The 23,905-nt window shown below is 73.3% G+C and carries 24 protein-coding genes and 1 tRNA gene; 12 read left to right on the top strand and 13 right to left on the bottom strand.

What is annotated here, in order from left to right:
• Positions 1–5: 5 nt before the first annotated feature.
• The 5 genes from O7608_RS28445 (at position 6) to O7608_RS28425 (ending at position 4,778) form a co-directional block, all read left to right on the top strand.
• Positions 6–908 carry a sulfotransferase domain-containing protein gene (locus O7608_RS28445; protein ID WP_289207477.1) on the top strand — a complete coding sequence of 301 codons (903 nt, stop codon included), beginning with the start codon at positions 6–8 and terminating at the stop codon, positions 906–908.
• A complete protein-coding gene (locus O7608_RS28440; RefSeq protein ID WP_289207476.1) occupies positions 905–2,266 on the top strand; it encodes a hypothetical protein in 1,362 nt (453 codons plus the stop codon). Before O7608_RS28445 ends, O7608_RS28440 begins: the two co-directional genes overlap by 4 nt.
• 377 nt (positions 2,267–2,643) lie before the next feature.
• Positions 2,644–3,114: a glycosyltransferase family protein gene (locus O7608_RS28435; RefSeq protein WP_289207475.1), complete on the top strand. Its 471-nt coding sequence runs from the start codon at positions 2,644–2,646 to the stop codon at positions 3,112–3,114.
• Positions 3,115–3,219: 105 nt separating this feature from the next.
• Positions 3,220–3,813: a glycosyltransferase gene (locus O7608_RS28430; RefSeq protein WP_421357392.1), complete on the top strand. Its 594-nt coding sequence runs from the start codon at positions 3,220–3,222 to the stop codon at positions 3,811–3,813.
• Positions 3,810–4,778 (top strand): glycosyltransferase family 2 protein, encoded by a 969-nt coding sequence (locus O7608_RS28425; protein ID WP_289207474.1) that lies wholly within the window; start codon positions 3,810–3,812, stop codon positions 4,776–4,778. Before O7608_RS28430 ends, O7608_RS28425 begins: the two co-directional genes overlap by 4 nt.
• Before the next feature lie 140 nt (positions 4,779–4,918).
• Here O7608_RS28425 and hutH read toward each other — a convergent pair whose 3' ends face one another.
• From hutH to O7608_RS28395, 6 genes are read right to left on the bottom strand one after another with little or no spacing between them, the layout of a single operon-like run.
• Entirely contained in the window at positions 4,919–6,460 is a 1,542-nt protein-coding gene (gene hutH / locus O7608_RS28420; protein WP_289207473.1) for a histidine ammonia-lyase, read from the bottom strand.
• The gene (gene hutI / locus O7608_RS28415; protein WP_289207472.1) at positions 6,448–7,635 is read right to left on the bottom strand and encodes an imidazolonepropionase; all 1,188 of its coding nucleotides are present in this window, start codon (positions 7,633–7,635) and stop codon (positions 6,448–6,450) included. The genes hutH and hutI overlap by 13 nt, the downstream gene beginning before the upstream one ends.
• 25 nt (positions 7,636–7,660) lie before the next feature.
• Positions 7,661–8,983 (bottom strand): formimidoylglutamate deiminase, encoded by a 1,323-nt coding sequence (locus O7608_RS28410; protein ID WP_289207471.1) that lies wholly within the window; start codon positions 8,981–8,983, stop codon positions 7,661–7,663.
• Positions 8,984–9,014: 31 nt separating this feature from the next.
• On the bottom strand, positions 9,015–10,268 hold the full coding sequence (locus tag O7608_RS28405) for an allantoate amidohydrolase (protein ID WP_289207470.1): 1,254 nt from the start codon (positions 10,266–10,268) through the stop codon (positions 9,015–9,017).
• On the bottom strand, positions 10,265–11,977 hold the full coding sequence (gene hutU, locus O7608_RS28400) for a urocanate hydratase (RefSeq protein ID WP_289207469.1): 1,713 nt from the start codon (positions 11,975–11,977) through the stop codon (positions 10,265–10,267). The genes O7608_RS28405 and hutU overlap by 4 nt, the downstream gene beginning before the upstream one ends.
• Before the next feature lie 22 nt (positions 11,978–11,999).
• On the bottom strand, positions 12,000–12,929 hold the full coding sequence (locus tag O7608_RS28395) for a MurR/RpiR family transcriptional regulator (RefSeq protein WP_289207468.1): 930 nt from the start codon (positions 12,927–12,929) through the stop codon (positions 12,000–12,002).
• Positions 12,930–12,987: 58 nt separating this feature from the next.
• On the opposite strand from O7608_RS28395, the gene O7608_RS28390 reads away from it, so the two are divergent.
• Positions 12,988–13,863, top strand: a complete 876-nt coding sequence (locus tag O7608_RS28390) for an MOSC domain-containing protein (RefSeq protein ID WP_289207467.1) — start codon at positions 12,988–12,990, stop codon at positions 13,861–13,863.
• Between the two features lie 54 nt (positions 13,864–13,917).
• Positions 13,918–14,955 carry an expansin EXLX1 family cellulose-binding protein gene (locus O7608_RS28385; protein ID WP_289207466.1) on the top strand — a complete coding sequence of 346 codons (1,038 nt, stop codon included), beginning with the start codon at positions 13,918–13,920 and terminating at the stop codon, positions 14,953–14,955.
• Between the two features lie 26 nt (positions 14,956–14,981).
• On the opposite strand, the gene O7608_RS28380 is transcribed toward O7608_RS28385, so the two are convergent.
• The 4 genes from O7608_RS28380 to bcp all read right to left on the bottom strand — a co-directional run bounded on the left by O7608_RS28380 (position 14,982) and on the right by bcp (position 16,847).
• The gene (locus O7608_RS28380) at positions 14,982–15,560 is read right to left on the bottom strand and encodes a GNAT family N-acetyltransferase (RefSeq protein ID WP_289207465.1); all 579 of its coding nucleotides are present in this window, start codon (positions 15,558–15,560) and stop codon (positions 14,982–14,984) included.
• Positions 15,561–15,605: 45 nt separating this feature from the next.
• A tRNA-Leu gene (locus tag O7608_RS28375) sits at positions 15,606–15,679 on the bottom strand.
• An 8-nt stretch (positions 15,680–15,687) separates the two neighbouring features.
• The gene (locus O7608_RS28370; RefSeq protein WP_289207464.1) at positions 15,688–16,263 is read right to left on the bottom strand and encodes an HNH endonuclease signature motif containing protein; all 576 of its coding nucleotides are present in this window, start codon (positions 16,261–16,263) and stop codon (positions 15,688–15,690) included.
• A gap of 92 nt (positions 16,264–16,355) precedes the next feature.
• A complete protein-coding gene (gene bcp, locus O7608_RS28365) occupies positions 16,356–16,847 on the bottom strand; it encodes a thioredoxin-dependent thiol peroxidase (RefSeq protein ID WP_289207463.1) in 492 nt (163 codons plus the stop codon).
• 137 nt (positions 16,848–16,984) lie between these two features.
• Between bcp and O7608_RS28360 the strand changes: the two genes are divergently transcribed.
• The 4 genes from O7608_RS28360 to O7608_RS28345 are packed head-to-tail and all read left to right on the top strand — an operon-like array spanning position 16,985 to position 19,783.
• Complete coding sequence (locus O7608_RS28360; RefSeq protein WP_289211074.1) at positions 16,985–17,755, top strand: energy-coupling factor ABC transporter permease; 771 nt, start codon at positions 16,985–16,987, stop codon at positions 17,753–17,755.
• A complete protein-coding gene (locus tag O7608_RS28355; RefSeq protein ID WP_289207462.1) occupies positions 17,752–18,117 on the top strand; it encodes a PDGLE domain-containing protein in 366 nt (121 codons plus the stop codon). Before O7608_RS28360 ends, O7608_RS28355 begins: the two co-directional genes overlap by 4 nt.
• A gap of 14 nt (positions 18,118–18,131) precedes the next feature.
• Positions 18,132–18,899, top strand: a complete 768-nt coding sequence (gene cbiQ, locus O7608_RS28350; RefSeq protein WP_289207461.1) for a cobalt ECF transporter T component CbiQ — start codon at positions 18,132–18,134, stop codon at positions 18,897–18,899.
• A complete protein-coding gene (locus O7608_RS28345) occupies positions 18,896–19,783 on the top strand; it encodes an energy-coupling factor ABC transporter ATP-binding protein (RefSeq protein ID WP_289207460.1) in 888 nt (295 codons plus the stop codon). The genes cbiQ and O7608_RS28345 overlap by 4 nt, the downstream gene beginning before the upstream one ends.
• Here O7608_RS28345 and O7608_RS28340 read toward each other — a convergent pair.
• The 3 genes from O7608_RS28340 to O7608_RS28330 are packed head-to-tail and all read right to left on the bottom strand — an operon-like array spanning position 19,691 to position 22,067.
• Positions 19,691–20,812 (bottom strand): hypothetical protein, encoded by a 1,122-nt coding sequence (locus O7608_RS28340; RefSeq protein WP_289207459.1) that lies wholly within the window; start codon positions 20,810–20,812, stop codon positions 19,691–19,693. The two genes, O7608_RS28345 and O7608_RS28340, sit on opposite strands and share 93 nt — an antisense overlap.
• Before the next feature lie 2 nt (positions 20,813–20,814).
• Positions 20,815–21,525: a DsbA family protein gene (locus O7608_RS28335; RefSeq protein WP_289207458.1), complete on the bottom strand. Its 711-nt coding sequence runs from the start codon at positions 21,523–21,525 to the stop codon at positions 20,815–20,817.
• Positions 21,526–21,575: 50 nt separating this feature from the next.
• Complete coding sequence (locus O7608_RS28330) at positions 21,576–22,067, bottom strand: MauE/DoxX family redox-associated membrane protein (protein ID WP_289207457.1); 492 nt, start codon at positions 22,065–22,067, stop codon at positions 21,576–21,578.
• 172 nt (positions 22,068–22,239) lie between these two features.
• On the opposite strand from O7608_RS28330, the gene O7608_RS28325 reads away from it, so the two are divergent.
• The gene (locus O7608_RS28325; RefSeq protein WP_289207456.1) at positions 22,240–23,901 is read left to right on the top strand and encodes a copper resistance CopC/CopD family protein; all 1,662 of its coding nucleotides are present in this window, start codon (positions 22,240–22,242) and stop codon (positions 23,899–23,901) included.
• Positions 23,902–23,905: the final 4 nt, after the last annotated feature.

The following is a 23,905-nucleotide window of genomic DNA, read 5'->3' as shown; positions in this document are numbered from 1 at the left end:
CGACCATGGCGTCCATCAGGGACCGGATCAAGAAGGCCGTACCGGTCCAGGTGACCGACCGGGTACGCGAGTCGATGGTGCACTACGGGGTGCGTACCAGCGGCCGTCGCCCGCTGCCGGACTTTCTGATCATCGGCACCAAACGGGGCGGCACCACGTCGTTGTGGAACTACCTGATCCAGCATCCGCTGGTGCCCCGGCTCTTCCCGGCCTGGAACACCAAGGCCACGCACTACTTCGAGGAGCACTGGTCCCGGGGGGAGGCGTGGTACCGGTCGCACTTCCCCACCCAGCGGCAGCGCGACGCGCTGGCCGCCCGCCACGGCGGGCCGGTACGGGCCGGCGAGGCGGCGCCGCTGTACATGTTCCACCCGACTGCGGCGCACCGGGTGCAGGCGTTGCTGCCGCAGGTACGGCTGATCGTGCTGCTGCGGGATCCGGTCGAACGGGCGTACTCGCACTGGAAGGAACGCCGCACCGAGGGTACGGAGCCGTTGGACTTCGCGCAGGCCCTGGCGAGTGAGGCGGAGCGCACGGCGGGGGAGCGGGAGCGGCTGATCGCCGACCCGAACTACTTCTCCGAGCCGTACGACTGGTACACCTACCGGGCGCGGGGCCGCTACCTGGAGCATCTCGACCCGTGGCTGGAGCGGTTCGACCGGTCCCAGTTCCTCTTTCTGACCAGCGAGGAGTTCTACGGCGACACCCGCGCTGCCTACCTGCGGACGCTGGAGTTCCTCGGCCTGCCGCAGCACGAGCTGCCGACTTTCAAGGTCTACAACGACCGCCGGTCGGCGCCGATGGACGAGCAGTTGCGGGCCGAGCTGACCGACTACTACCGGCCGCACAACGAGGCGCTCGCGCAGCGGCTGGGGCTGCGGCTGGACTGGGCCGGGTCGCAGCGGTGAGCGTGGGTCTCGACCCTCGGGGGCGTGACGACGGACTCGGCTGGGTGTCGCGGGCGGTCTTTCCGGACGAACGGCTGCGGTTGACGCTGACCGACGGCCCGCAGCGGACGGAGCCGGCGCGGGGGGAGCGGCTGCTGGCCCGGTACGCGGTGGTGCCGTCGGCGGCGGCCGCCCGGTTCCTGTTGCCGCTGGGCCCGCGCCGGGTCACCGCCGCGTCGGTCTGGGCGTACAACGCGCTGCGCCCGGTGTCGGTACGGCTGCCCCGGGCGCTGCTCGGTCTGGCCGCCCGGGTGGGGGCGTTGGGGGCGACGCGACCCGGGACGCTGACCGTGTCGGCACCGGTGGACGGCGTACCGCAGGAGGCTCTGACGCTGGTCGACCACGTGTCGGCGCGTCTCGGCGGCGGCCGCTGGTATGCGGCGATCGGGGTCCGGCCGCCGGATCCGAACCACAAGCCGACGGTGCAGTTGTTCGACGCCGCGGGTCGTCCGCGTGGCTACGCCAAGATCGGGTGGAACGGCGCGACCCGGGACCTGGTCCGGGCCGAGGCGGCGGCGTTGGCGCGGGCCGCGTCGGCGAGCGCGGTGGGCGACCACCCGTTGGTGCCGGGGGTGCTGATGGCGGGTGACTGGTCCGGGCAGGCGGTCACCGTGGTCGAGCCGTTGCCGGCCCGGGTGCGTGGCGTCGGCGCCGGTGACCCGCCCCGGGTGGCGGCGACGTCGGCGATCGCCCGGCGGGGTGGTCCGCCGACGGCACCGCGCCCGTTGGCCGGTTCGGCGTTTCTCGACCGGCTGCGCCGGCTGGCCGCCGCTGCCGCCGGGACGGGGGCTGTTGCGGACGCCGGGCCGGCGGCCGTTGCGGACGCCGGGCCGCTCGGGACGGCCGGGCCGCCGGAGTTCGCCGCGTCGGCGATGGACCTGCCGGCCGGTCGGCGGGCGGTGGCAACGGTGCAGCGGCTGGCGGATCGCTTCGGCGACGTGTCCGTCGAGTTCGGGCACTGGCACGGCGACTGGGTACCGTGGAACCTCGGTGAGCACGCCGGACAGCTGGTGGCCTGGGACTGGGAGCACAGTGGCCCCGACGTACCGCTCGGTTTCGACCTGGCACACGACGCGTTCCAGCGATCGTTGGTGCTGGGCGGCGCGTCAGCGGCCGCTGCGGCGGCCGCAGTGGATCATCGGTTGGACCTGGTGGCGGCGGAGTTGGCTGTGGAGCCTACCCAGCGTCGGATGATCGTCCAGAGTTATCTGATTGAGATGTGGTTGCGGACCTGGCGGCTGGCGGTGGGCGGGGCCGGCTGGAACCCCGCCCTGCATCCGCATCTGCTCGACGAGATCGAGCGACGCAGCGTTGACTGACGGAGGTGCGTAGGCATCCCGCAGAATGGGAGAAGTGTGTCTGAAGGCTGACCGGCGGAGGGTCGCGGACCAGACTGCCTGCCCAGCGTGGACCGATACCGTTGCTTGAGTCCCACTAATCCTACTGGGGCGATAGAAAATGTTTCACGTCCGGAGTGTGCGGAAAGTGATATCGGTGCCGCTGGATCATCGAAGTCGCGGCGGTGCGGTGGTGTAGTGACGGGTCGATGCCCGAGGGTGGTCGCAGGTCAGGCGCTCCACCGTGGTCGCGGTAAGCGACGGTCGCCAATTTTCTTTCCTGGCGAGGTCTTATATATTGGCTATCCAAACAGTGGTTGGCCGGCTAGTGAACTCTGGGGGCGCATGTGGCCAACAATATGGACGGCGGCGACACGGAGCGCACTGTCCTGCTCGTCGGCTCCAGCGGCGGCCACCTCGCGCAGTTGCTCGCGCTCGAACCCTGGTACGGCGACCGTCGACGGTGCTGGGTGACCTTCGACACCCCGGACGCCACATCGCTGCTGCGCGGCGAGGATGTGTTGTGGGCACACCATCCCACCACGCGCAACCTTCGCAACCTGGTGCGCAACACCTGGCTGGCGGTGCGGATCTTCCGACGGCGCAGCGTCGCGGCGGTGGTGACCACCGGGGCCGGTGTCGCCGTTCCCTTCGTGGTCCTGGCCTGGCTGCGTCGGGTGCCGGCGGTCTACATCGAGGTGTACGACCGGATCGACACCCCGACCCTCACCGCGCGCCTGTGTCGGCCATTTCTCTCCGCGATGCTCGTGCAGTGGGAGGAGCAGCGGCGACAGTACCCGGAGGCCACCGTCGTTGGTAACCTGCTGTAAACAAACGTATTCGTACATGCCAATGACATATTGGCGAAACAAACAAGTGGCAGTTGATTCAGGGAGTTGGTCGTGGTGGAATCCGCCCTGTCAAGATCCGGATCTGTGCACGCGACCGTCCGGATTCCCCGGCAGCGCAGCGCGCCGCGTACCGGCACCGTCCTGGTCGCGGTCGGGACCGACCGGCACCGGTTCGACCGGCTGATCGGCTGGCTGGAGGAGTGGTACCCGGCGGTCGCCGACCGGGCCGAGCTGATCGTGCAGTACGGGCACAGCCGCACCCCGGCGCTGGCCGGCGCCACCGCCTTCCTCGACCACGACGCGCTGCAGCAGGCCATGGCCCGGGCCAGCCTGGTGGTCTGCCACGGCGGGCCGGCGACCATCCTCGAAGCACGGCGGCACCGGCACCTGCCGATCGTGGTGCCGCGCGATCCCACGCTGGGCGAGCACGTCGACGACCACCAGATGCTGTTCGCCCGACGGCTGGCCGCCGCCGGGCTGGTCCGGCTCTGCGAGTCGCCGGCGGAGCTGGCCGCCGCCCTGGACGCCGGACTGCGCGAGCCGGCCAGGTTCCGCATCGGCGCGGAGCCCGGCTCCGACACCGCCCGGCTGGCGGCCGTCGCCCGGGTCGGCGAGATCATCGAAGGGCTGATCTCGTCGGCGCACCCGCGACGCACCCTTGCCCGGCGGGCCCGATGACCGCCGTCGACCCGGTAGCCGCCGGGTCCGCCGTCGACCCGGCAGGTGCCGGGTCGGTGCCGACGGTCAGCGTGGTGGTGCCGACCCGGGACCGTCCGGAACTGCTGCGTGACACCGTCGAGGCGATCCGTGGGCAGGACTACCCAGGGACCATCGAGATCGTCGTGGTCTACGACCAGTCCACTCCGGACCCGCAGTTGGCCGACGACGACCCCCGTCGGCCGGTCCGGGTGGTCGTCAACGACCGGTCCGCCGGCCTGGCCGGTGCCCGCAACTGTGGCATCCTCGTCGCCACCGGCGAGCTGGTCGCCTTCTGCGACGACGACGACCGCTGGCTGCCGGGCAAGCTCACCGCCCAGGTGGCCGAGCTCGGCCGGCATCCGGAGGCCGAGTTCGTCAGCTGTGGCATCACGGTCAGCTACGACGGTGCCACCACCGACCGGGTGCTCGACCGCGACACGGTGCCGCTCGACGCGCTGCTGCGCGACCGGATGACCGAGCTGCACCCGTCCACGTTCCTGATCCGCCGGTCGGCTCTGGTCGACGGCTTCGGTCTGGTCGACGAGGAGATCCCCGGCAGCTACGCCGAGGACTACGAGTTCCTGCTGCGGGCCGCCCGCAGCGCCCCGCTGCGCAACCTTCGCACCCCGTACGTGCTGGTCCGCTGGCACAAGCGCTCCTACTTCGCGCAACGCTGGGACACCATCTCCACCGCCCTGCAGTGGCTGCTGGAGCGCTACCCCGAGTTCGCCACCCAGCCGGCCGGTGAGGCCCGGGTGGCCGGGCAGATCGCCTTCGCCCAGGCCGCCGCCGGGCACCGGCGGGACGCGCTGCGCTGGGCCCGGCACACCCTGGCCCGCAATCCGAAGGAGCCCCGCGCCTACCTGGCGCTCGCCGTCGCCAGCCGGGCCGTGCGCCCGGACACCGTACTGCGCAGCCTGCACCGGCGCGGCCGGGGAATCTGACGAGGCAGCTTGGCAGGTGTACGCCAGCAGGTAACCACCGCTCCAGCAAAGCGGGGGAAACGCAGCCTGCGATTGGCAGACCAGAACGTCCGCGATTGGCAGACTGCGTACTCGGCGTACGAATCGGTCATCGACCTCGGTCAGCGCAGCGGGCCGATCTCGGCCTCGATCGCCGCACGCAGTTCCCGGCCGGCCACCACCCCCCGGACGGCTTCCAGCACCGGGGCCAGGAAGACGTCCGGCCCGGGCTCGCCGGCGAGCTTGTCGACGATCTCGACCGCCGCCTGCCCGGCCGGTGACGGCCGCAGCGGGGCGCGCAACTGCAGGCCGCGTACGGCGGAAAGCAGCTCCACGGCGAGCAGGCTGGTCAGGTTGTCCAGCACCGTACGCAGCTTGACGGCGGCCGCCCAGCCCATCGACACGTGGTCCTCCTGCATGCCGGAGGTGGGCACCGAGTCCACCGAGGCCGGCGAGGCCAGCCGCCGGTTCTCCGCGACGATCCCGGCGGCGGTGTACTGGGCGATCATCAGCCCCGAGTTGACCCCGGCGTCCGGGGACAGGAACGCCGGCAGATCCCGGGACCGGTTGACGTCCAGCAGCCGGTCCACCCGGCGTTCGCTGATCGCGCCGACCTCGGCGGCGGCGATGGCGAGGAAGTCGGCGGCGAAGCCCAACGGTGCGCCGTGGAAGTTGCCGGTCGACTCGACCCGCCCGTCGGTCAGCACCACCGGGTTGTCCACCACCGACCCCAGTTCCCGGCCGGCCACCGTCGCGGCGAACGTCAGCGTGTCCCGGGCCGCCCCGGCGACCTGCGGCGCGCACCGCATCGAGTAGGCGTCCTGCACCGCGTGCATCAGGTCGTCGCGGTGCGAGTCCATCACCGCCGAGCGCTGCAGCAGCCGGTGGATGTTGCCGGCCGACACCGCCTGACCGGGATGCGGCCGGATGGTGTGCAGCTCGGCCTGGAACGGCCGGTCCGAGCCGAGCATCGCCTCGATCGCCAGCGCCGCCGTCACGTCCGCCATGGTGAACAGGTGCCGGGCGTCGTCGATGGCCAGCAGCAGCATGCCGAGCATGCCGTCGGTGCCGTTGATCAGCGCCAGCCCCTCCTTGGCGGCCAGCTCGACCGGGGTCAGCCCGGCCCGACGCAGCGCCGCCCCACCGTCGATCCGTTCCCCGGTGTCGGGATCCCGCACCCAGCCCTCGCCGAGGAGCACCATCGCGCAGTGTGCCAGCGGCGCCAGGTCACCGGAGGCGCCGAGCGAACCGTGCCGGGGCACCCACGGCGTCACCTGGTGGTTGAGCAGGTCCAGCAGCGCCTGCGCCAGCAGCGGGCGTACCCCGGAGCGGCCCATCGCCAGCGACCGGACCCGCAGCACCAGCATGGCCCGGACCACCTCGTCGGGCATCGGGTCGCCGATCCCGGCCGCGTGCGAGCGGATCAACGCGTGCTGCAGCTCCGAACGCCGGTCCGGCGCGACGAAACTGCTGGCCAGGGCGCCGAACCCGGTGGAGACGCCGTACACGGGTCGGCCGTCGCGTTCGATCGACTCCACGATGTCGCGGCTGCGGGTCATCGCCGCGAGCGCCGCCGGGTGCAGCTGCGCCCGCGCGCCGTCGCGGGCCACCGCCCGTACCTGCTCGGGGGTCATCCCGGTCGGTTCGATGATCACAGTGGACATTGTGGCTCCCCGTCGTGCAGGACCTGGCTGATCAGTGGCACGCCCGGCCGGTAGGCCAGGTGCAGATAGGAGGGCGCGTCGAGCAGCAGCAGATCGGCGCGGGCACCGGGGCGCAGCACGCCGACGTCGGTGCGGCGCAACGCCCGCGCGCCGCCGGCGGTCGCCGCCCAGACCGCCTCCGCCGGGGTCATCCCCATCTCGCGCACCGCCAGCGCCACACAGAACGGCATCGACGTGGTGTACGACGACCCCGGGTTGCAGTCGCTGGCCAACGCGACCGTCACCCCGGCGTCGAGCAGCCGGCGGGCATCCGGGTACGGCGACCTCGTGGCGAACTCCGCCCCCGGCAGCAGCGTCGCCACCGTCGACGACCCGGCCAGCGCCGTCACGTCCGCGTCGGACAGGTGGGTGCAGTGGTCGGCACTGGCCGCCCCCAGCTCCACCGCAACCGCCACCCCCGGTCCGGGCCCCAGCTGGTTGGCGTGCACCCGCAACCCCAGACCGGCCGCCGCACCGGCGGCGAGCACCGCGCGGGCCTGGTCGCCGTCGAACGCGCCACGCTCGCAGAACACGTCCACCCACCGGGCGTACGGGGCCGCAGCCGCCAGCATCGGCCCGGTGACCAGGTCGACGTAGTCGTCCGGGCGATCGGTGTACTCGGCCGGCACCACGTGGGCGCCGAGGAACGTCGTCTCGGTGCTGAACTCGGCCGCCACCCGCAACGATCGGGCCTCGTCGGTGACGCTGAGCCCGTACCCGCTCTTGATCTCGATCGTGGTGCTGCCCTGGCGCAGCGCCTCGCGGCGCAGCCGCCCGGCGGTGGCGCGCAGCGTCGCGTCGTCGGCGGCGCGGGTCGCCGCCACCGTGGTCCGGATGCCGCCGCCGTCGTAGCGGACTCCGGCCATCCGGGCGGCGAACTCGCCCGCCCGGTCCCCGGCGAAGACCAGATGCGCGTGGCTGTCCACGAAACCCGGCAGCCCGGCCCGGCCGTCGGCGTCGAGCCGTCGGTCGGCGGCCGGGGCCTGCGCCGCGTGCCCCACCCAGGCGATCCGGTCGCCGTCGACCAGCACCGCCGCGTCGGTCAGCAGCCCCAGCGGGCCGCCGTCGTGCGTCGGATCGTTGGTGACCAGCTCGCCGATGCCGGTCACCAGCAGGGTGCCTGCCGCCGTCGTCACCCGGTCACCGCCCGGATCGCGCCCGTCATCCGGCCGTCACCGCCCGGATCGCGGCGGCCAGCTCGGCCGGTACGTCGACGTGCAGGTGCCGGCCGTCGGCGACCACCGGCCGGCCGTCGACGACCACGTCGGTGACGTCGGCGGCGGTCGCCGCGAAGACCAGCCCGGCCGGGTCGACCCCGGCGGTACGGACGCTGTTGCACCGGACGGTGACCAGGTCGGCGCGCGCCCCGACGGCGATCCGACCGGCATCGGCCCAGCCCAGCGCGGCGTGCCCCGCCTGCGACGCCATGGCCAGCAGCTGCGCGGGGGAGAAGTGCCTGCGCCGGCCGGTGCGCAGCCGCTCGTGCGTCTCCACCGCCCGCGCCTCCTCGAACAGGTCGATCACCGCGTGGCTGTCGCTGCCGACGCTCAGCGTGACCCCGGCGGCGGACAGCGGCCCGGCCGGGCCGATCCCGTCGGCCAGGTCCCGCTCGGTCGTCGGGCAGAGACAGACCCCGGTCGCGGCGTCGCCGAGCAGCGCCACGTCGGCGTCGGTCAGGTGGGTGGCGTGCACCGCCGTCGTCGCCGGGCCGAGCGCCCCGGCGTCGGCCAGCACCGCCGTCGGGGTCCGGCCGTACCGGGCCAGACAGGCCGCGTTCTCGGCCGGCTGCTCAGACAGGTGTACGTGCAGCGGAGTCCGCCGACGCGCCGCCCAGTCCGCGACGACCGGCAGTTCGGCGGCCGGCACCGCCCGTACCGAATGGACCGCCGCCGCCGCTCGGACGTGCGCACCGGCCGGCCGCCAGCTGCCGGACCGGTCGGCCCAGGCCGCCACGTCGGCGTCGCCGAATCGGCGCTGCGTCCCGGCCAGCGGGGCGCCGTCCACCCCGGCGGTCAGGTAGCAGGTGTCCAACAGCGTGATCCGCACCCCGGCGTCGGCGGCCGCCTGCGCCAGCGCGTCCGCCATCACGTTCGGGTCGGCGTACCGTCGGCCCTGCGGGTCGTGGTGCAGGTAGTGGAACTCGCCGACGCAGGTCACCCCGGCGAGCGCCAGCTCGGCGTAGACCGCGCGGGCCAGCGCCAGGTAGCTGTCCGGGTCGAGCCGGCCGGCGACCGCGTACATCCGGTCCCGCCAGGTCCAGAAACTGCCCCGGTCGTCGTGGGTCCGCCCGCGCAGCGCCCGGTGGAAGGCGTGCGAGTGGGCGTTGGCCAGGCCGGGCAGGGTCACCCCGGCCAGCCTCGGCACGCCCGGCGGCGGCGTGACGTCGGCGGTGACCGCAGTGAACCGGCCCCCCTCGGCCTCGATCAGCACCCCGGCGGCCGGGCCCGGCCCGCCCAGCCACGCGTACTCGGCGTACCACCTCATGCCGCGCCCCCGTGCACCCGGTGTGGCCCGCTCATCCGGCGGCCAGTTCGGCGAGCGCGGCCGCCAGGGCCCGGACCCCGGCGGCACAGTCGTCGTCGGTGGCGTACTCGCCGGGGGCGTGCGACACCCCGGTCGGATTCCGTACGAAGATCATCGCGGTCGGTACGTGCCCGGCGAGAACACCGGCGTCGTGCCCGGCGGCGGTCGGCAGCACCGGCGCGTCGACGCGCAGCCCCGACCCGACCGCCGTACGCGCCCGCTCGGCCAACGCCGGGTCGAACGCCACCAGTGGACTGTCCGACTCGGCCGTCACGGTGACCGTCGTGCCGTCCGCCGCGGCCCGCGTCGCCGCGTCGGCGGTGATCGCCTCGACCAGCTCGGCCAGGGTCGCCGGGTCGGCGGCCCGCGCGTCCAACCAGGCGTGCACCTGGGCCGGGACCGCGTTGGTGGCGTTCGGCCGGACCTCGACCCGGCCGATGGTGGCGTGCCCGCCGCGCCGCCGGGCCTGCGCGTCGGCGGCGAGCACCGTGTGCGCGCAGGTCAGCATCGGATCCCGGCGGTCGACCATCCGGGTGGTGCCGGCGTGGTCGCCGGCACCGGTGAACTCCAGCCGCCACCGCCCGTGCGGCCAGATCATGCTCGCCACCCCGACCGGGACACCGAGGTCCACCAGCGCCCGACCCTGCTCGACGTGCAACTCGACGAAGACCCCGATGCGGGCCAGCCGCGTCGGATCCGGCCCGACCGCCGCCGGGTCGGCACCGGCCGCCCGCATCGCCTCGGCCAGCGTCACCCCGGCCGCGTCGGCCAGGGCCAGCGCCCGATCCGGTGGTACCGCGCCGGTCAGCAGCCGCGACCCGAGGCAGGCCAGGCCGAACCGGGCCCCCTCCTCCTCGACGAACGCGGCGACGGTGACCGGCCGGGCCGGCACGACCCCCTGCTCCCGCAGGACGTCGACGGCGAGCAGCGCCGACACGATGCCGAGCGGGCCGTCGTAGCCGCCGCCGTACGGCACCGAGTCGAAGTGGCTGCCGGTGACGACCGCCGGGGCGGCCGGGTCGACCCCCGGCGGCACCCAGTCGGCCCACAGGTTGCCGTTGCCGTCGGCCTGCACCACCAGCCCCCGACCGGTCGCCTCGGCGACGAACCACTCCCGGCAGGCCAGCTCGGCCGGTGACCACGCGTACCGCAGGTAGCCGCCGGTGGCCGGATCACGGCCGATGCCGGCCAGCTCCGCCCACATCGCCCGGAACCGTGCGACCAGCGGATCGCCGTCGGCGCTCATCGCTGCCTCATCGGCACCGGCAGGTCGTGCGCGGTGGCGACGTCGCCGGCCAACTGGTAGCCGGCGTCGACGTGGCGCAGCACCCCGGTCGCCGGGTCGTTGCGCAGCACCCGTTCGATCTTCTGCCCGGCCAGCGTCGACCCGTCGGCGACGCAGACCTGACCGGCGTGCAGCGACCGGCCGATGCCGACCCCGCCGCCGTGGTGGATGCTCACCCAGGACGCGCCGCTGGCCGTGTTGACCAGGGCGTTGAGCAGCGGCCAGTCGGCGATCGCGTCCGAGCCGTCGGCCATCGCCTCGGTCTCCCGGTACGGCGACGCCACCGACCCGCAGTCCAGATGGTCCCGGCCGATCACCACCGGGGCGGCCAGATCACCGCGGGCGACCATCTCGTTGAACCGCACCCCGGCGAGTTCCCGTTCGCCGTACCCGAGCCAGCAGATCCGGGCCGGCAGCCCCTGGAACGCCACCCGCTCACCGGCCAGCCGGATCCAGCGGGCCAGCGCCTCGTTGTCGCCGAACAGGTCGAGGATCGCCCGGTCGGTGGCGGCGATGTCCGCCGGGTCACCGGACAGCGCAGCCCACCGGAACGGCCCCTTGCCGGCGCAGAACAACGGCCGGATGTACGCCGGGACGAAACCGGGGAAGTCGAACGCCCGGTCGAAGCCGCCGAGGCGGGCCTCGTCGCGGATCGAGTTGCCGTAGTCGAAGACCTCCGCACCGGCGTCGGCGAAGCCGACCATCGCCGCCACGTGCCGGGCCATCGACTCCCGGGCCCGTTCGGTGTACTCCTGCGGTGCCCGGCGGGCGTAACCGGCCGCGTCGGCCAGCTCGGCACCTTCCGGCAGGTAGCTGAGCGGGTCGTGGGCGCTGGTCTGGTCGGTGACGATGTCGATCTCGACGCCGGCGGCGAGCAGCTGCGGGAAGACCGTCGCCGCGTTGCCGACCACGCCGACCGACAGCGCCCGCCGGTCCCGGCGGGCCGCCCGGGCCAGGGCGACCGCCTCGTCCAGCGAACCGGCGACGGTGTCCAGGTAGCGGGTGGCGACCCGACGGGCGAGCCGCTGCGGGTCGACGTCGACGATCAGGCACACCCCGCCGTTCATGGTGACGGCGAGCGGCTGCGCCCCGCCCATCCCGCCGCAGCCGGCGGTCAGGGTCAGCGTGCCGGCCAGCGACGCCGTACCGACCCGGTCGATCCAGGGCGGCGGGGCGGTCGGGTCGGTCGGCGCGCCGCCAGCGCCCGCCGCCAGTTTCGCGGCGACCGCCGCGAACGTCTCGTAGGTGCCCTGCAGGATGCCCTGGGTGCCGATGTAGATCCAGGAGCCGGCGGTCATCTGCCCGTACATGGTCAGCCCGAGCTGCTCCAGCCGGCGGAACTCCGGCCAGGTGGCCCAGTCACCGACCAGGTTGGAGTTGGCCAGCAGCACCCGGGGCGCCCACTCGTGGGTGCGCAGCACCCCGACCGGCCGGCCCGACTGGACCAGCAGCGTCTCGTCGTCGGCCAGCTCGGTCAACGTGCGGACCAGGGCGTGGTAGGACGGCCAGTCCCGGGCCGCCCGGCCGGTGCCGCCGTACACCACCAGGTCGTCGGGGCGTTCGGCGACGTCCGGGTCGAGGTTGTTCATCAGCATCCGCAGCGCGGCCTCCTGCGGCCACCCCTTGGCGGTACGGGTGGTGCCGCGCGCCGCGCGGATCAGTTCAGCCATGTCGCGGTTCCCTTCCGGGTGGTCAGCCGATGAAGACGTTGCGCGCGGCGGCGGAGCGTTCGAACTGCTCCAGCCGGCGCTGCGCCTCGCCGGGCGCGGCGTCGCAGATCGCCTGCAGCAGCACCATCGCCAACGCCATCGGCGCGGCGTGCAGGTCGAAGACGAGCTGGTCGCCGACCGGGGCGGGCAGTACCAGATCGGCGTGTTCGGCGGCCGGGCTCAGCGCCGAGTCGGTGATCAGCACGATGGTCAGGCCGATGGCCCGCGCTTCGACCAGCGCGTCCACCGCCTCCCGGGGGCAGCGGGGCAGCACGATCGCCAGCAACGCGCTGGCGCCGGCCTCCCGGGCCTGTTCGAGGCGTTCGGGCAGTAGGCTGCCGCCGCTGTCGAGAACCCGTACGTCGGGGCGGACCTTGGCGGCGAAGAAGCCGAAGTAGTGCGCCAGTGGGGCGGCGGCCCGCAGCCCCAGCACGGGCAGCGGGACGCTGTCGGCCAGGACCGTGCCGGCGGCGGTGAGCCGGTCCCGGTCGGCGAGCTGGTCGGCCAGCTGACTCAGGTGGTCGGCCTCGGCGCGGACCGCTCGCTGCATCTCGTTGTCGGCGGCGTAGGGCCGTCGGGTGCCCCGGCGGCCACCGCCGCGCGGCGTCGGCAGCCCGGCACCGGCACCGGCGCCGTCGGAGCCGGTGGCGCTGGTGCCGGTGGCGAACTCACGCAACCGGCGTCGCAGCGCCGGGTAGCCGTCGTAGCCGAGCGCCATGGCGAACCGGGTGACCGACGGTTGGCTGACCCGGGCCAGTTCGGCGACCTCGGCGGCGGACAGGAACGCGGCGGATCCGGCGTGCTGCACCAGGCTGTGTGCGATCCGTCGTTGGGTGGGGGTGAGACGGACGCCGGTGAACAGGTCGAGCACCCGTTCGGCCGAGCCGGCCGCCGCGACGTCGCTGTTATTCACGGGCGTACTGTATGCATAAAATCATTCAGTCGGCAACGCGGCCGCTATCGTTACCGGCATGCGGGTCGCTGCACTGCACACGTACCCGGTGAAGGGTTGTCGCCGCCTCGACCACGACGCCGCCCGCGTCGAACCCTGGGGCCTGGCCGGCGACCGACGCTGGATGATCGTCGACCCCGACGGCGTCGGACTCACCCAGCGGGAGGTCCCCGCCCTGGTCACCGTCCACCCCGGACCCGCCGCCGACGGTTCCGACCTGGCCAGCGCTGTCGGCCTCACCCTGCGCGGCGCCGGCCGGCCCACGCTCGACGTGCCCGCGCCGGTCGACGGCGAACCGGTGCCGGTCCGGGTCTTCCGGTCCAAGGTCGCGGTGCCGGCCCGGCTCGCCGCACCCACCGCGCACGACTGGCTCAGCGACCTGCTCGAGCGCCCGGCCCGGCTGGTCTGGCTCGCCGACCCGACGGTACGGGCGGTCGACCCCGACTTCAGCCGACCCGGCGACACGGTCAGCTTCGCCGACGGGTACCCGGTGCTGCTGACCAGCACCGCCTCACTCGACGCGGTGAACGACTGGCTCGTCGGGTCCGGTGACCCTGCGGCACCCCTGCCGATGCACCGGTTCCGCCCCAACGTGGTCCTCACCGGAGCGCCGGCCTGGGCCGAGGACGGCTGGCTGGGGCAGCGGATCCGGATCGGTGCGGTCACCTTCCGGGTGGCCAAGACCTGCGCGCGGTGCGTCGTCACCACCACCGACCAGGACACCGGCGAACGGGGCCCGCAGCCGCTGCGGATCCTCGGCCAGCACCGGCGCGGCCCGAAAGGTGTCCTGTTCGGGATGAACCTGATCCCGGACGGTACCGGCCGGATCGCTGTCGGCGACCCGGTGGCCGGTCCCGCCGACCCGGTGAGCAGCGCGACCGGCCCGGACTCTTAGGTCTCACTTAGGACCGTTGCCCCGGTACGTCGCAGTAGGGCAGCATCACCGGATGTGACCGACGACGGCCGTGGTTCCCATGCCCGCAGGACCACCTGGTCCAGGTGGACCGCCCGGAGCCGCTGGCTCGCCGGCGGCGGCGTCGCCACCGGCACCGCCCTGCTCGGCCTGCTGCTCGCCGCCCAGGTCGGCGCCAGCCCGGCCTGCGCCGCACCGCCGGCCGGCGGCAACACCTACCAGGGCAAGGCGACCTTCTACGACTCGCAGGGCCAGGGCGGCAACTGCTCGTTCGACAGCGCCCCGGCCGACCGGATGTACGTCGCGCTCGGCCCGAGCGAGTACGCCGACGCCGCCGCCTGCGGCGGACACCTCGACGTCACCGGCCCACGGGGCAGCGTCCGGGTCGTCGTCATGGACCAGTGCCCGGAATGCGCCACCGGCCACATCGACCTGTCCCGGGAGGCGTTCGCCCGCATCGCCGACCCGGTGCAGGGCATCGTCGCCGTCACCTATCGGGCGGTGGTCGACCCGCCGACCGGGCCACTGGCGTTGCGGGTCAAGGAAGGCTCCTCACAATGGTGGTTCGCCGTACGGGTCACCAACCACGGCAACCCGTTGGCGGCGGTCGAGGCGAAGGTCGGCTCCGGCTACCGCAAACTGGTCCGGCACGACTACAACTACTGGCTCGCCGACAGCGGGCTCGGCCCCGGCCCGTACACGCTGCGGATCACCGACGTGTACGGCAACCAGGCCAGCGTCTCCGGCGTCAAGCTCGCCCCGGAGCAGACCCAGACGACCGGCGTACGGCTGTACGGCAGCGGCTCCGGGTCGGGCTCGGCCGGCGACTCCGGCGGTGCCGACTCGCCTGCACGGACCGGTACGTCATCGTCAGGCGGCGACTCCGGTGAGCGGTCGACGGCGGCGCGGACCACGGCACCCACCGAAGCGCCGACGCCCGGTGCCACGCCCACCGGGTCGGCCACGCCGGGTGCGACGCCAGCCGCCGGTACAGCAGGGCTCGGCGCGGCGACCACCCCGTCGGTGGAGCCGGTCGCCGCACTGGCCGACCCACCGTCAGCAGCCTGCGGCTGACCGGTGCGGGCCGGGCACCGGCCCGGTCAGTCGGATGCCGGTCCGACGTCGCGGCGCTCGGGCACCGGCCCGGTCAGGTCCCGCCACATGATGATCTCGTCGCGGTCGTCGCCGTCGGCCACCCGCAGCGCCCCCGGCAGCCGGCCCACCTCGCGGTAGCCGCACCGCTGGTAGAACGCGGACAGCCCGTGCCCGTCGCGAACGGTGACCTGCAGCGCCGCCAGGCCGAGCGCGCGGCCGACCCGCTCCGCCTCGGCCATCAGGGCCAGCCCGTAGCCACGACCCTGCCGGTCCGGTGCCACGACCACCCGCTTGAGCACGCGCCAGTGCTCCTTCAGACCGAACCGGTTGCTGGTGACGAAGACGAACGCGGCCAGCCCGTCAGCGTCGACGCCGATGAGCAGCCGGTCGATGCCGGCGGCCACCCCGGCGAACGCGGCCTCGGCGGTCGGGCGGACCTGCACGGCGGTCACCGGGGCGACGAACCCGACCGCCCCACCGGCGTTGGTGGCCGCCACCCAGACCGCGATGATCCGCTCACGCAGGTCGTCGTCGAGTGGCGGATCGAGGATGAAACCCAGCTGTACGGACGGTGGGCAACTCATTGCGATTTGCTGACTCCGTACGGGCCTGGGTGACACGTTCCTGAGTAGGGCCGGCGGGACTCGAACCCGCACCGTCACGGACCTAAACCGTGTGTCTCTGCCAATTGGACTACGGCCCCAAACGCCTCTAGGTTACGCTCCGAGGATACGGTAGTCGAATCTCGGGCGGTCCAGCGACCGTTCGATCCTCCGGCTTGGTCGCAGCGGGCGCGTCCTGCGGCTCGTGTGTCGTCGTGTTGCGACGCGATCCGGCGTAGGTCTCCGTCTGGCTGTGGCAGTTGGGGCAGAGCAGCCGCAGGTTGGCCGCGCCGTTGTTCAGGAAGTCGCCGTCGATGTGGTCCACGTGCAACGTCAACGGGGTGTTCTGCCAGATGGGGCCGGTCCCGCAGATCGCGCACTGCTCCGGGACGCCGAGCGACAGCAGTGCCCGCTTCAGTCGAAACCCCGGTGTCCGTCGAGATCCTTTCGGGAGCCTGGTCAACAGCATCGGTGGGGTCAATCGGTAATAGCCACGTTGACCTCGATTGTGGGCGCTGCCGGTGAAGTGTGACGTATTGATGCCATAGAACTTCAGGCGGCGACTGATATGCGCGTGTGAGCCCCCGCTGACCCGGATCCCCAGATGGCGCAGCAAATCGGTGACGTTGCGGCACTGTGCGGCGGCAGCGGCAAGTCGCTCACGCGTGTATTTTTCCCTCCCCATGACCGAACGCTATCGGTGGGGTGTGACATTGTCTTCGATCGAGGACCGAGGGCTGGAGGTTCCATCCCCGGAGGCCGGGATTCGGTGACGCCTCAGTCGAGGCCGAGGTCGCGGCGGAGCTTGGCCACGTGACCGGTCGCCTTGACGTTGTAGAGCGCCTTGGTGATGCGCCCGTCACCGTCGATCACGAAGGTCGACCGGATCACCCCGGTGACGGTCTTTCCGTACAGCTGCTTCTCGCCGTAGGCGCCGTACGCGGTGAGCACGGCCTTGTCCGGGTCGGACACCAGCGGGAAGGTCAGCCCGTCGCGCTCCCGGAACTTGGCCAGTTTCTCCGGTTTGTCGGGGGAGATGCCGACCACCTCGTAGCCGGCGGCCTGCAGCGAGGCCAATGAGTCGCGGAAATCACATGCCTGCTTGGTGCAGCCCGGAGTCATCGCCGACGGGTACGCGTACAGCACCACGTTGCGGCCGCGTAGCTCTTTGAGGGACAACTGGTCACCGGTGTCGGTCGGCAGGGTGAATTCCGGGGCCGGATCGCCCGGTGCGAGGCGGGCGGGGCCCTCGTGGGCTGCGGTGGTCATGGCCGGAGCCTACCCGCCGCCCCGGCCGGCGAGCCGTCGCCACCATCTGCCACTTGCCATCTCTATGCAAGAGCGCCCACGTCGCAATACGCTCAGCTGGCGATCACCGTTCCCCTGCCGGGAGGCACTCAGTGGACCTGGATCCCCTCGCGCTCCACATTCAGAACGGGGTGCTCAACGGCCCCGTAGCGATCAGTTACGCCGTCCTCGCCGCGGTCGCCTTCGCGTACTGCGTGGTCCGGGGTCGCCGCGACCTCGACGACCGGCTCGCCCCGATGGCCGGCCTGGTCGCCGCATTCATCTTCGCCGTCCAGATGCTCAACTTCCCGGTCCTGCCCGGGGTCAGCGGCCACCTGCTCGGTGGCGCGCTCGCCGCGCTGCTGGTCGGACCCTGGGTCGGTGCGCTCTGCGTGTCGATCGTGCTGATCGTGCAGGCGTTGCTGTTCGCCGACGGTGGGGTCACCGCGATCGGCCCGAACGTCACGAACATGGCCCTGGTCGGCACCGCCGCCGCGTACGGGCTGATCTTCGTCCTGCTGCGGGTGCTGCCGCGCACCCCGACCGGCCTGGCGGTGACCGCCTTCGTCGCGTCGGTGGTCAGTGTGGTCGCCGCCGCGTTGAGCTTCGTGCTGCAGTACGCCCTCGGCGGCACCACCGCCCTGCAGGAGTTCGGCCTCGGCCAGGTGCTGGCGCTGATGACCGGCACCCACGCCCTCATCGGGATCGGCGAAGGGCTGATCGCCGCGGTCACCGTACTGACCGTCGCCCGGACCCGCCCGGACCTGGTGTACGCCCTGCGCGGCCTGCGCCGCCCGACCGCGCCGCGCCCGCCGGCTGCTCCCACCACCCCGGCCGCTGCGGCCACGCCGACGACCAGCCAGCCCGCATCCGCCGGAGGTGCCGCATGAAACGCAACACCGGGTTCATCCTGGCCGGGCTGCTCGTCTCGCTGCTGCTCGCCGGGGTGGTGAGCAACTTCGCCTCCGGCTCGCCCGACGGGCTGGACTCGGCCTCGACCCAGGGCTGCGAGGTCGACGGCGAGGAGATCGTCGGCGGGGCCTGCATGGCGTCCGGTGCCCGCGAGCATGAGCTGTCCGACAGCCCGTTCGCCGACTACGGCCTGGCCGCCGTGGACAACGCCTTCCTCGGCACGGCGGCCGCCGGCGTCGTCGGGGTGCTGCTCACCTTCGCCGTCGCCGGCGGCCTGTTCTGGCTGACCCGCAGCCGCCGGCCGCAGGAGCCCGCCGACGCCTCGACCGGCGAGCGGTAGGGGCCGGGTCCACCGTGGGCGCAGGGCACTCACAGGTGCTGCACCTGGAGCGGGACTCTCCGGTGCACCGGCTCGCCCCGGAGACCAAGATCGCGGCGATGGTGGCCTTCACCCTGGTGGTGGTGGCCACCCCGCGCGAGCAGCTGTGGGCCTTCGGCGGGTACGCCGTACTGGTGGCGGTGGTGGCCGCCCTGGCCCGGGTGCCGGCCGGCTGGCTGGCCCGCCGATCACTGATCGAGGTCCCGTTCGTGGCCTTCGCGGTGGCGCTGCCGTGGCTGGCCGGCGGCGAGCAGGTCGTCGTCGGCGGGCTCAGCCTGTCGGTCGAGGGCCTCTACGGCGGCTGGAACATCCTGGCCAAGGCGACCCTCGGGGTGCTCGCCTCGTTGCTGCTGGCGGCCACCACCACCGGCCGCGACCTGCTGGTCGGCCTGGACCGGCTGCGCTGCCCGGCGATCATCACGCAGATCGCCACGTTCATGCTGCGCTACGTCGACGTGCTGGTCGACGAGGCCCGGCGGATGCGTATCGCCCGGATCTCCCGGGGCGACGATCCCCGCTTCCTCTGGCAGGTCCGTGGTTTCGCCGCCGGTATCGGGGCGCTGTTCCTGCGGGCGTTCGAACGCGGCGAGCGGGTCTACCTGGCGATGATCTCCCGGGGTTACACCGGTCGGATGCCGGCCGCCTGGCACGCCACCGGTGGTGCGACGGTCCGGCAGTGGGCGGTGGCGGCGTCGGTGCCGGCCACGGCGGCTACGATCGCCGCCGTGGCGGTACTGCGATGACCACGATCGCCGGCGGCGACCCGGACAGCCGGCCTGCCGGCGGCGAGCAGTCCGGCCCGCCTGCCGGCGACGAGCAGCCCGGCCCACCGTCGCTGCGGGTACGGGATCTGCACTTCAGCTACCCGGACGGGCACCCGGCGTTGCACGGCGTGGACCTGACGGTGCCCGCCGGTGCCCGGGTGGCGTTGCTGGGGCCGAACGGGGCCGGCAAGACCACCCTGGTGCTGCACCTCAACGGCGTACTGCGGGGCGGGTCCGGGCAGGTCGAGGTGGCCGGGCTGACGGTGGACGACCGGCGGGCCACCCTGGCCGAGGTACGCCGCCGGGTCGGGATCGTCTTCCAGGACCCGGACGACCAGTTGTTCCTGCCGACGGTCGCCGAGGACGTGGCGTTCGGGCCGGCGAACCTGGGGCTGCGCGGGGCGCAGCTCGCGGCGCGGGTCGACGAGGCGTTGGCCGCCGTCGGGATGTCCGAGCACCGGGACCGTACGCCGCAGCACCTGTCCTTCGGCCAGCGTCGGCGGGTGGCGGTGGCGACGGTGCTGGCGATGCGCCCGGAGATCCTGGTGCTCGACGAGCCATCGTCGAACCTGGATCCGGCGGCCCGCCGGGAGCTGGCCGAGATCCTGCACGGGCTGTCGGTGACGATCCTGATGGTCACCCACGATCTGCCGTACGCGATCCAGCTGTGCGAGCGGTCGGTCATTCTGGACGCCGGTCGGGTGGTGGCGGACGGGCCGACCGCGCAGTTGCTGGCGGACCAGCGGTTGCTGGCCCGGCACCGGTTGGAGCTACCGGTCGGCTTCGACCCGCTGCTCGCCGCCGATCAGCTCGCCGCCGCCCGAGGCACTGTCGGGTCCGACGATGGAGGGCTCGGCGCGTAGTCGCAGCACCGCGCCGAGCGCGACCGCCGCGCCGACGGCGACGACGACGGCGACGGCGACCCGGGGCCACCAGCCGGGGCCGGGCACCGGCGCGATCGCCCGGGCGAAGACGGCGGCGTTCGCCGCCCCGGCGAAGATCGCCAGGCAGGCGCCGCCCAGCGCCAGGGCCAGTTCGACCCCGGGGCGGCGGCGCACCGCGTACCCGGCGGCGACCAGCGCGGCCACCCCGGTGACCAGCGCCCAGACCGGCCCGGCGAGCAGCGCGTCGAGGACGCCGCCGAACCCGCTGCCGGCGCCGGCGGTCACCGCGCGGGTGACGACGTAGCCGACGGCGATCGCGCCGCCGACGGCGAGCCCGACGGCCGACAGCCGGTGCGCGGTGCGCGGTCCGCGCCGGGCCGCGGCCAGCAGACCCGACATCATGAGTACGGCGCCGAGCAGCGTGCCGCCCCACCAGCGCCACGGGTCCGGTGGCGGCACCCAGTCGAGGGTGCCGCGAAGTTCGACCGGGGTGACGCCGACGCGCAGCGGCACGACCCAGTCCCGTACCCGGTGCGGCTGGTCGGGTGCGGCGCGCACCGCCTCCGGTGGTCCGTCGGCCAACCAGTAGGTCCGCTGGTCGTGCCAGCGGACGACCGGCTCGGTGCTGATCCGGCGCCAGTCCGGTGCCGCGGTCGGGTCGGCGTCGGCCGGCACCGGGGTGTCGCCGGCGAGGGTCTCGTTGCGGTACGCGGTGGGGGAGCGGCGGTTCTGGTAGACCCCGTCCGGGCGGATCTCCAGGTACGGCTCCCCGTCGTAGCCGAGCACCTCGACCGGCCGGTCGCCACGGTTGGTCAGTTCGAGGCGGGCGCCGGCCTCGACGACCCGTACCGTGACGGCGTCGAGGGCCGGGACGGTGCCGGTCACCGCGATCCGGTAGTCGGTGGCGGCGGGGGCGTCCGCGCCGTGCGCGGCGGCCGGTGCGGCGGTGCCGACGAGCACCGCGCTCGCCGCGGCGGCCAGTACGGCCAGTCGCCCGGGTCGCCGCACGGTCAGCCGGCCGCGTCCACGGCGGCGGTGATGGCGTCCGCGCTGGATCCGACGGTCTCGCCGTCGACCTGCACGGTCGGGGTGCCGCTGACGCCGGCCCGGCCGGCCTGCTCGGTGACGTGGGCGGGCCAGCCCCGGTAGGTGTCGTCGCGCACGCACTGGCCGAAGCTGCCGGTGTCCAGGCCGACGTCTCCGCCGATGGCGATCAGCTGGTCGGTGCTCAGGCCGGGGCCACCTTCGGCCGGCTGCTGCTCGTACAGCGCGGCGGCGTACTCGCTGAACTTGCCGCCGGCGGCCGCGCAGCCGGACGCGGCGGACGCCCGCGTCGAGTACGCGTCGTCGCTGAGCCGGTCGAGGATCGCGACAGGGTGGTACACGAGGGTGATCCTGCCATCTTCGACGAGCTGGTCCAGGGTCGGCCCGACCTGCTGTTCGAACTGCCGGCAGGCGGGGCAGAGGAAGTCGGCGTAGAGGTCGACGGTGACCGGGCCGTCGCCGATCGGGATGCCGGAGTCGTTGGCGACGACGCCGGGTGGTGCGGTGTACTCACCGCTGCGCTGGGTCTGGTAGACGGCCCAGCCGATCATCCCGGCGAGGACCACCGCCACGGCGGCCGCGACCGACGTCCACAGGGCGCGTTGGCGTCGTCGTTCCCGGGCGATCTGTTCGCGGACCACCCGGGCGGCCTTCTTCTGCTCCACTCGCCGGCTCATCGCCGTCACCCGCCGATCTGAGGATCAGTGACAATCAAGGTGTTCATCGCCTATCTGCGTTCGAAGATGACCCGGTCGGCTGACCACCTCGTCCGGGGGAACCAGATCAGGAACCCGGCCAGCGCAAGAAACGCCAGGTCGCGCAGGATCTCCGGGCCGTAGCTGGGGTCCTGCCCGGCGGTCAGCTCACCGCCGACGCCGAAGCATCCGCAGTCGATGCGCAGCCCCCGAGCCCAGGCCGAGGCGATTCCGGCGACGAAGACCACCAGCAATCCGGCCGACAGCACCGCGCAGAGCCGGGTGGCCAGCCCGATCAGCAGCAGCACCCCGAGAGCCAGTTCGACGAGCGGCAGCGCCGCGCCGATCACCATCGCCAGGTCGTACGGGAAGATCTGGTACGCGTTGACCGCCCGGCCGGAACCGGCCAGGTCGGTGACCTTGGACCCGCCGGCGTACAGCCACACGGCGGCCAGCCCCAGGCGGGCGGCGGTGCCGAGCCAGGGCACCACCACCGGCCAGCGTCCGCCCGTACCAGCTGTCATGTCTATTGGTCGCTTCCCACCCGGCGCCGGGTTCCCGGCGGATGTGACAACAAACCGGGAACTCGGATGTCCTTCGTCACACCCGGTCCGGCGGGAACTTTTCCGCCCGTCGTACCGACCAACAACGAATGAGGCGGAGCCGGGTCGCGCGGACCGGGGTGGACCGGCGAGCATGTTCCCCATGACTGCCGCTTCCCACAGGTGGACCTCCCGGCTCGCCGCCATCGCCGCACTGGTGCTGGCGGCGTTGCCGGTCGTCCTGCTGCCCGCCACCCCGGCCAGCGCCCACGCCGTACTGGTCAGCACCAGCCCGGTGGCCGACGCGGTGCTGCCGAACGCCCCGGCCGAGGTGGTGCTCACCTTCTCCGAGTCGGTGCGGCAGGTGCCCGACCGGGTCCGGGTGATCGCACCGGACGGGCAGCGGGTCGACCAGGGCGAGCCGGTGTTCAACGGGGCAGTGGTCAGCGTCACGGTCGACCAGCAGACCTCCCGGGGCACGTACCTGGTCAGCTACCGGGTCATCTCCGCCGACGGCCACCCGGTCACCGGCGGCTTCACCTATTCGGTCGGCGCGCCGTCGGCGGTGCCGACCGACTCCGGCGGCGCCGAGACCGACCCGCTGGTCAGCCGGCTGATCCAGGTCGCCAAGTTCGCCGGGTACGTCGGCCTGCTGCTGATCGTCGGCCCGGTGCTGGTGCTCACCATGCTCTGGCCCCGGCGGCTGTCGCGGGCCGGCCCGGGACGGCTGGTCTGGGCCGGCCTCGGGCTGGTCGCGGCGGCCACCCTGGCGGCCATCTGGCTGCAGGCCCCGTACGTTACCGGCGGTGGGCTGGCCGATGCCGACGGCGCGGCCCTGCGCGACGTGCTGGGCAGCAGTATCGGCGCGGCCATGCTGGTCCGCCTCGGTGTGCTGGCCGCCGCCGCCGTCCTGATCCGCCCCCTGCTGGCCGGTACGGACGGCAGCAGCGACCGGATCCTGCTCGGCGTGCTGGCGGTGATCGGCGCGTTCACCTGGCCGCTGGCCGGGCACCCCGCGGCCTCCCCGGTGCCCGCCGTGTCGGTGGTGGTCGACGCCGTGCACCTGGCCGGGATGGCCGTCTGGCTCGGCGGGCTGCTGATGCTCGCGGTGTTCCTGCTGCGTCAGGCCGACGAGCGGGAGCTCGGCGCGATCCTGCCGATCTGGTCGCGGTGGGCCGCGTTGGCCGTGTGCGGCCTGCTGCTGGCCGGCACCGTCCAGGCGTTGATCGAGGTCGGGACGTTCGGCGCGCTGGTCGGCACCACGTACGGTCGACTGCTGCTGGCCAAGATCGGGCTGTTCCTCGTGGTGCTGGCGGTGGCGGCGTACTCGCGGCAGCTGGTGCGCAACCGGACCGCCGCCGGGCAGCCCGGTCGGATGCGCCAGGCGATCGTCGCCGAGTTGGCGGTGACCGCAGTGGTGCTGGCGGTGACCGCGGTGCTGGTGCAGACCACCCCGGCGCGGACCGCTGTCGCCGACGATCTGCGGGCCACCAGCACCTACTTCTCCACCACCCTGACCAGCGACATCTACTCGCTGCAGATCGAGGTGGATCCGGCCCGACGCGGCAACAACTCGGTCCACCTGTACGCCTACACCCCGGACAACCGCCCGCAGCCGGTCATCGAGTGGCAGGCGACGGCGGCGTTGCCGGCCAGCGGGGTGGAACCGATCGAGATTCCGCTGCTGCCGTTGACCGACAACCACGCCACCGGTGAGATCAGTCTGCCGACTGCGGGAGACTGGGAGCTGCGGATCACCGTCCGGATCTCCGACATCGACCAGGCCACCGTGTCCACCACGGTGGCGATCAGCTAGAAAG

It is taken from the genome of Solwaraspora sp. WMMA2056 (genome assembly GCF_030345095.1).
Lineage (GTDB): Bacteria > Actinomycetota > Actinomycetes > Mycobacteriales > Micromonosporaceae > Micromonospora_E.
The sequence above is the reverse complement of the archived record's forward strand: the minus strand, read 5'-3'. Positions and strand labels throughout refer to the sequence as shown.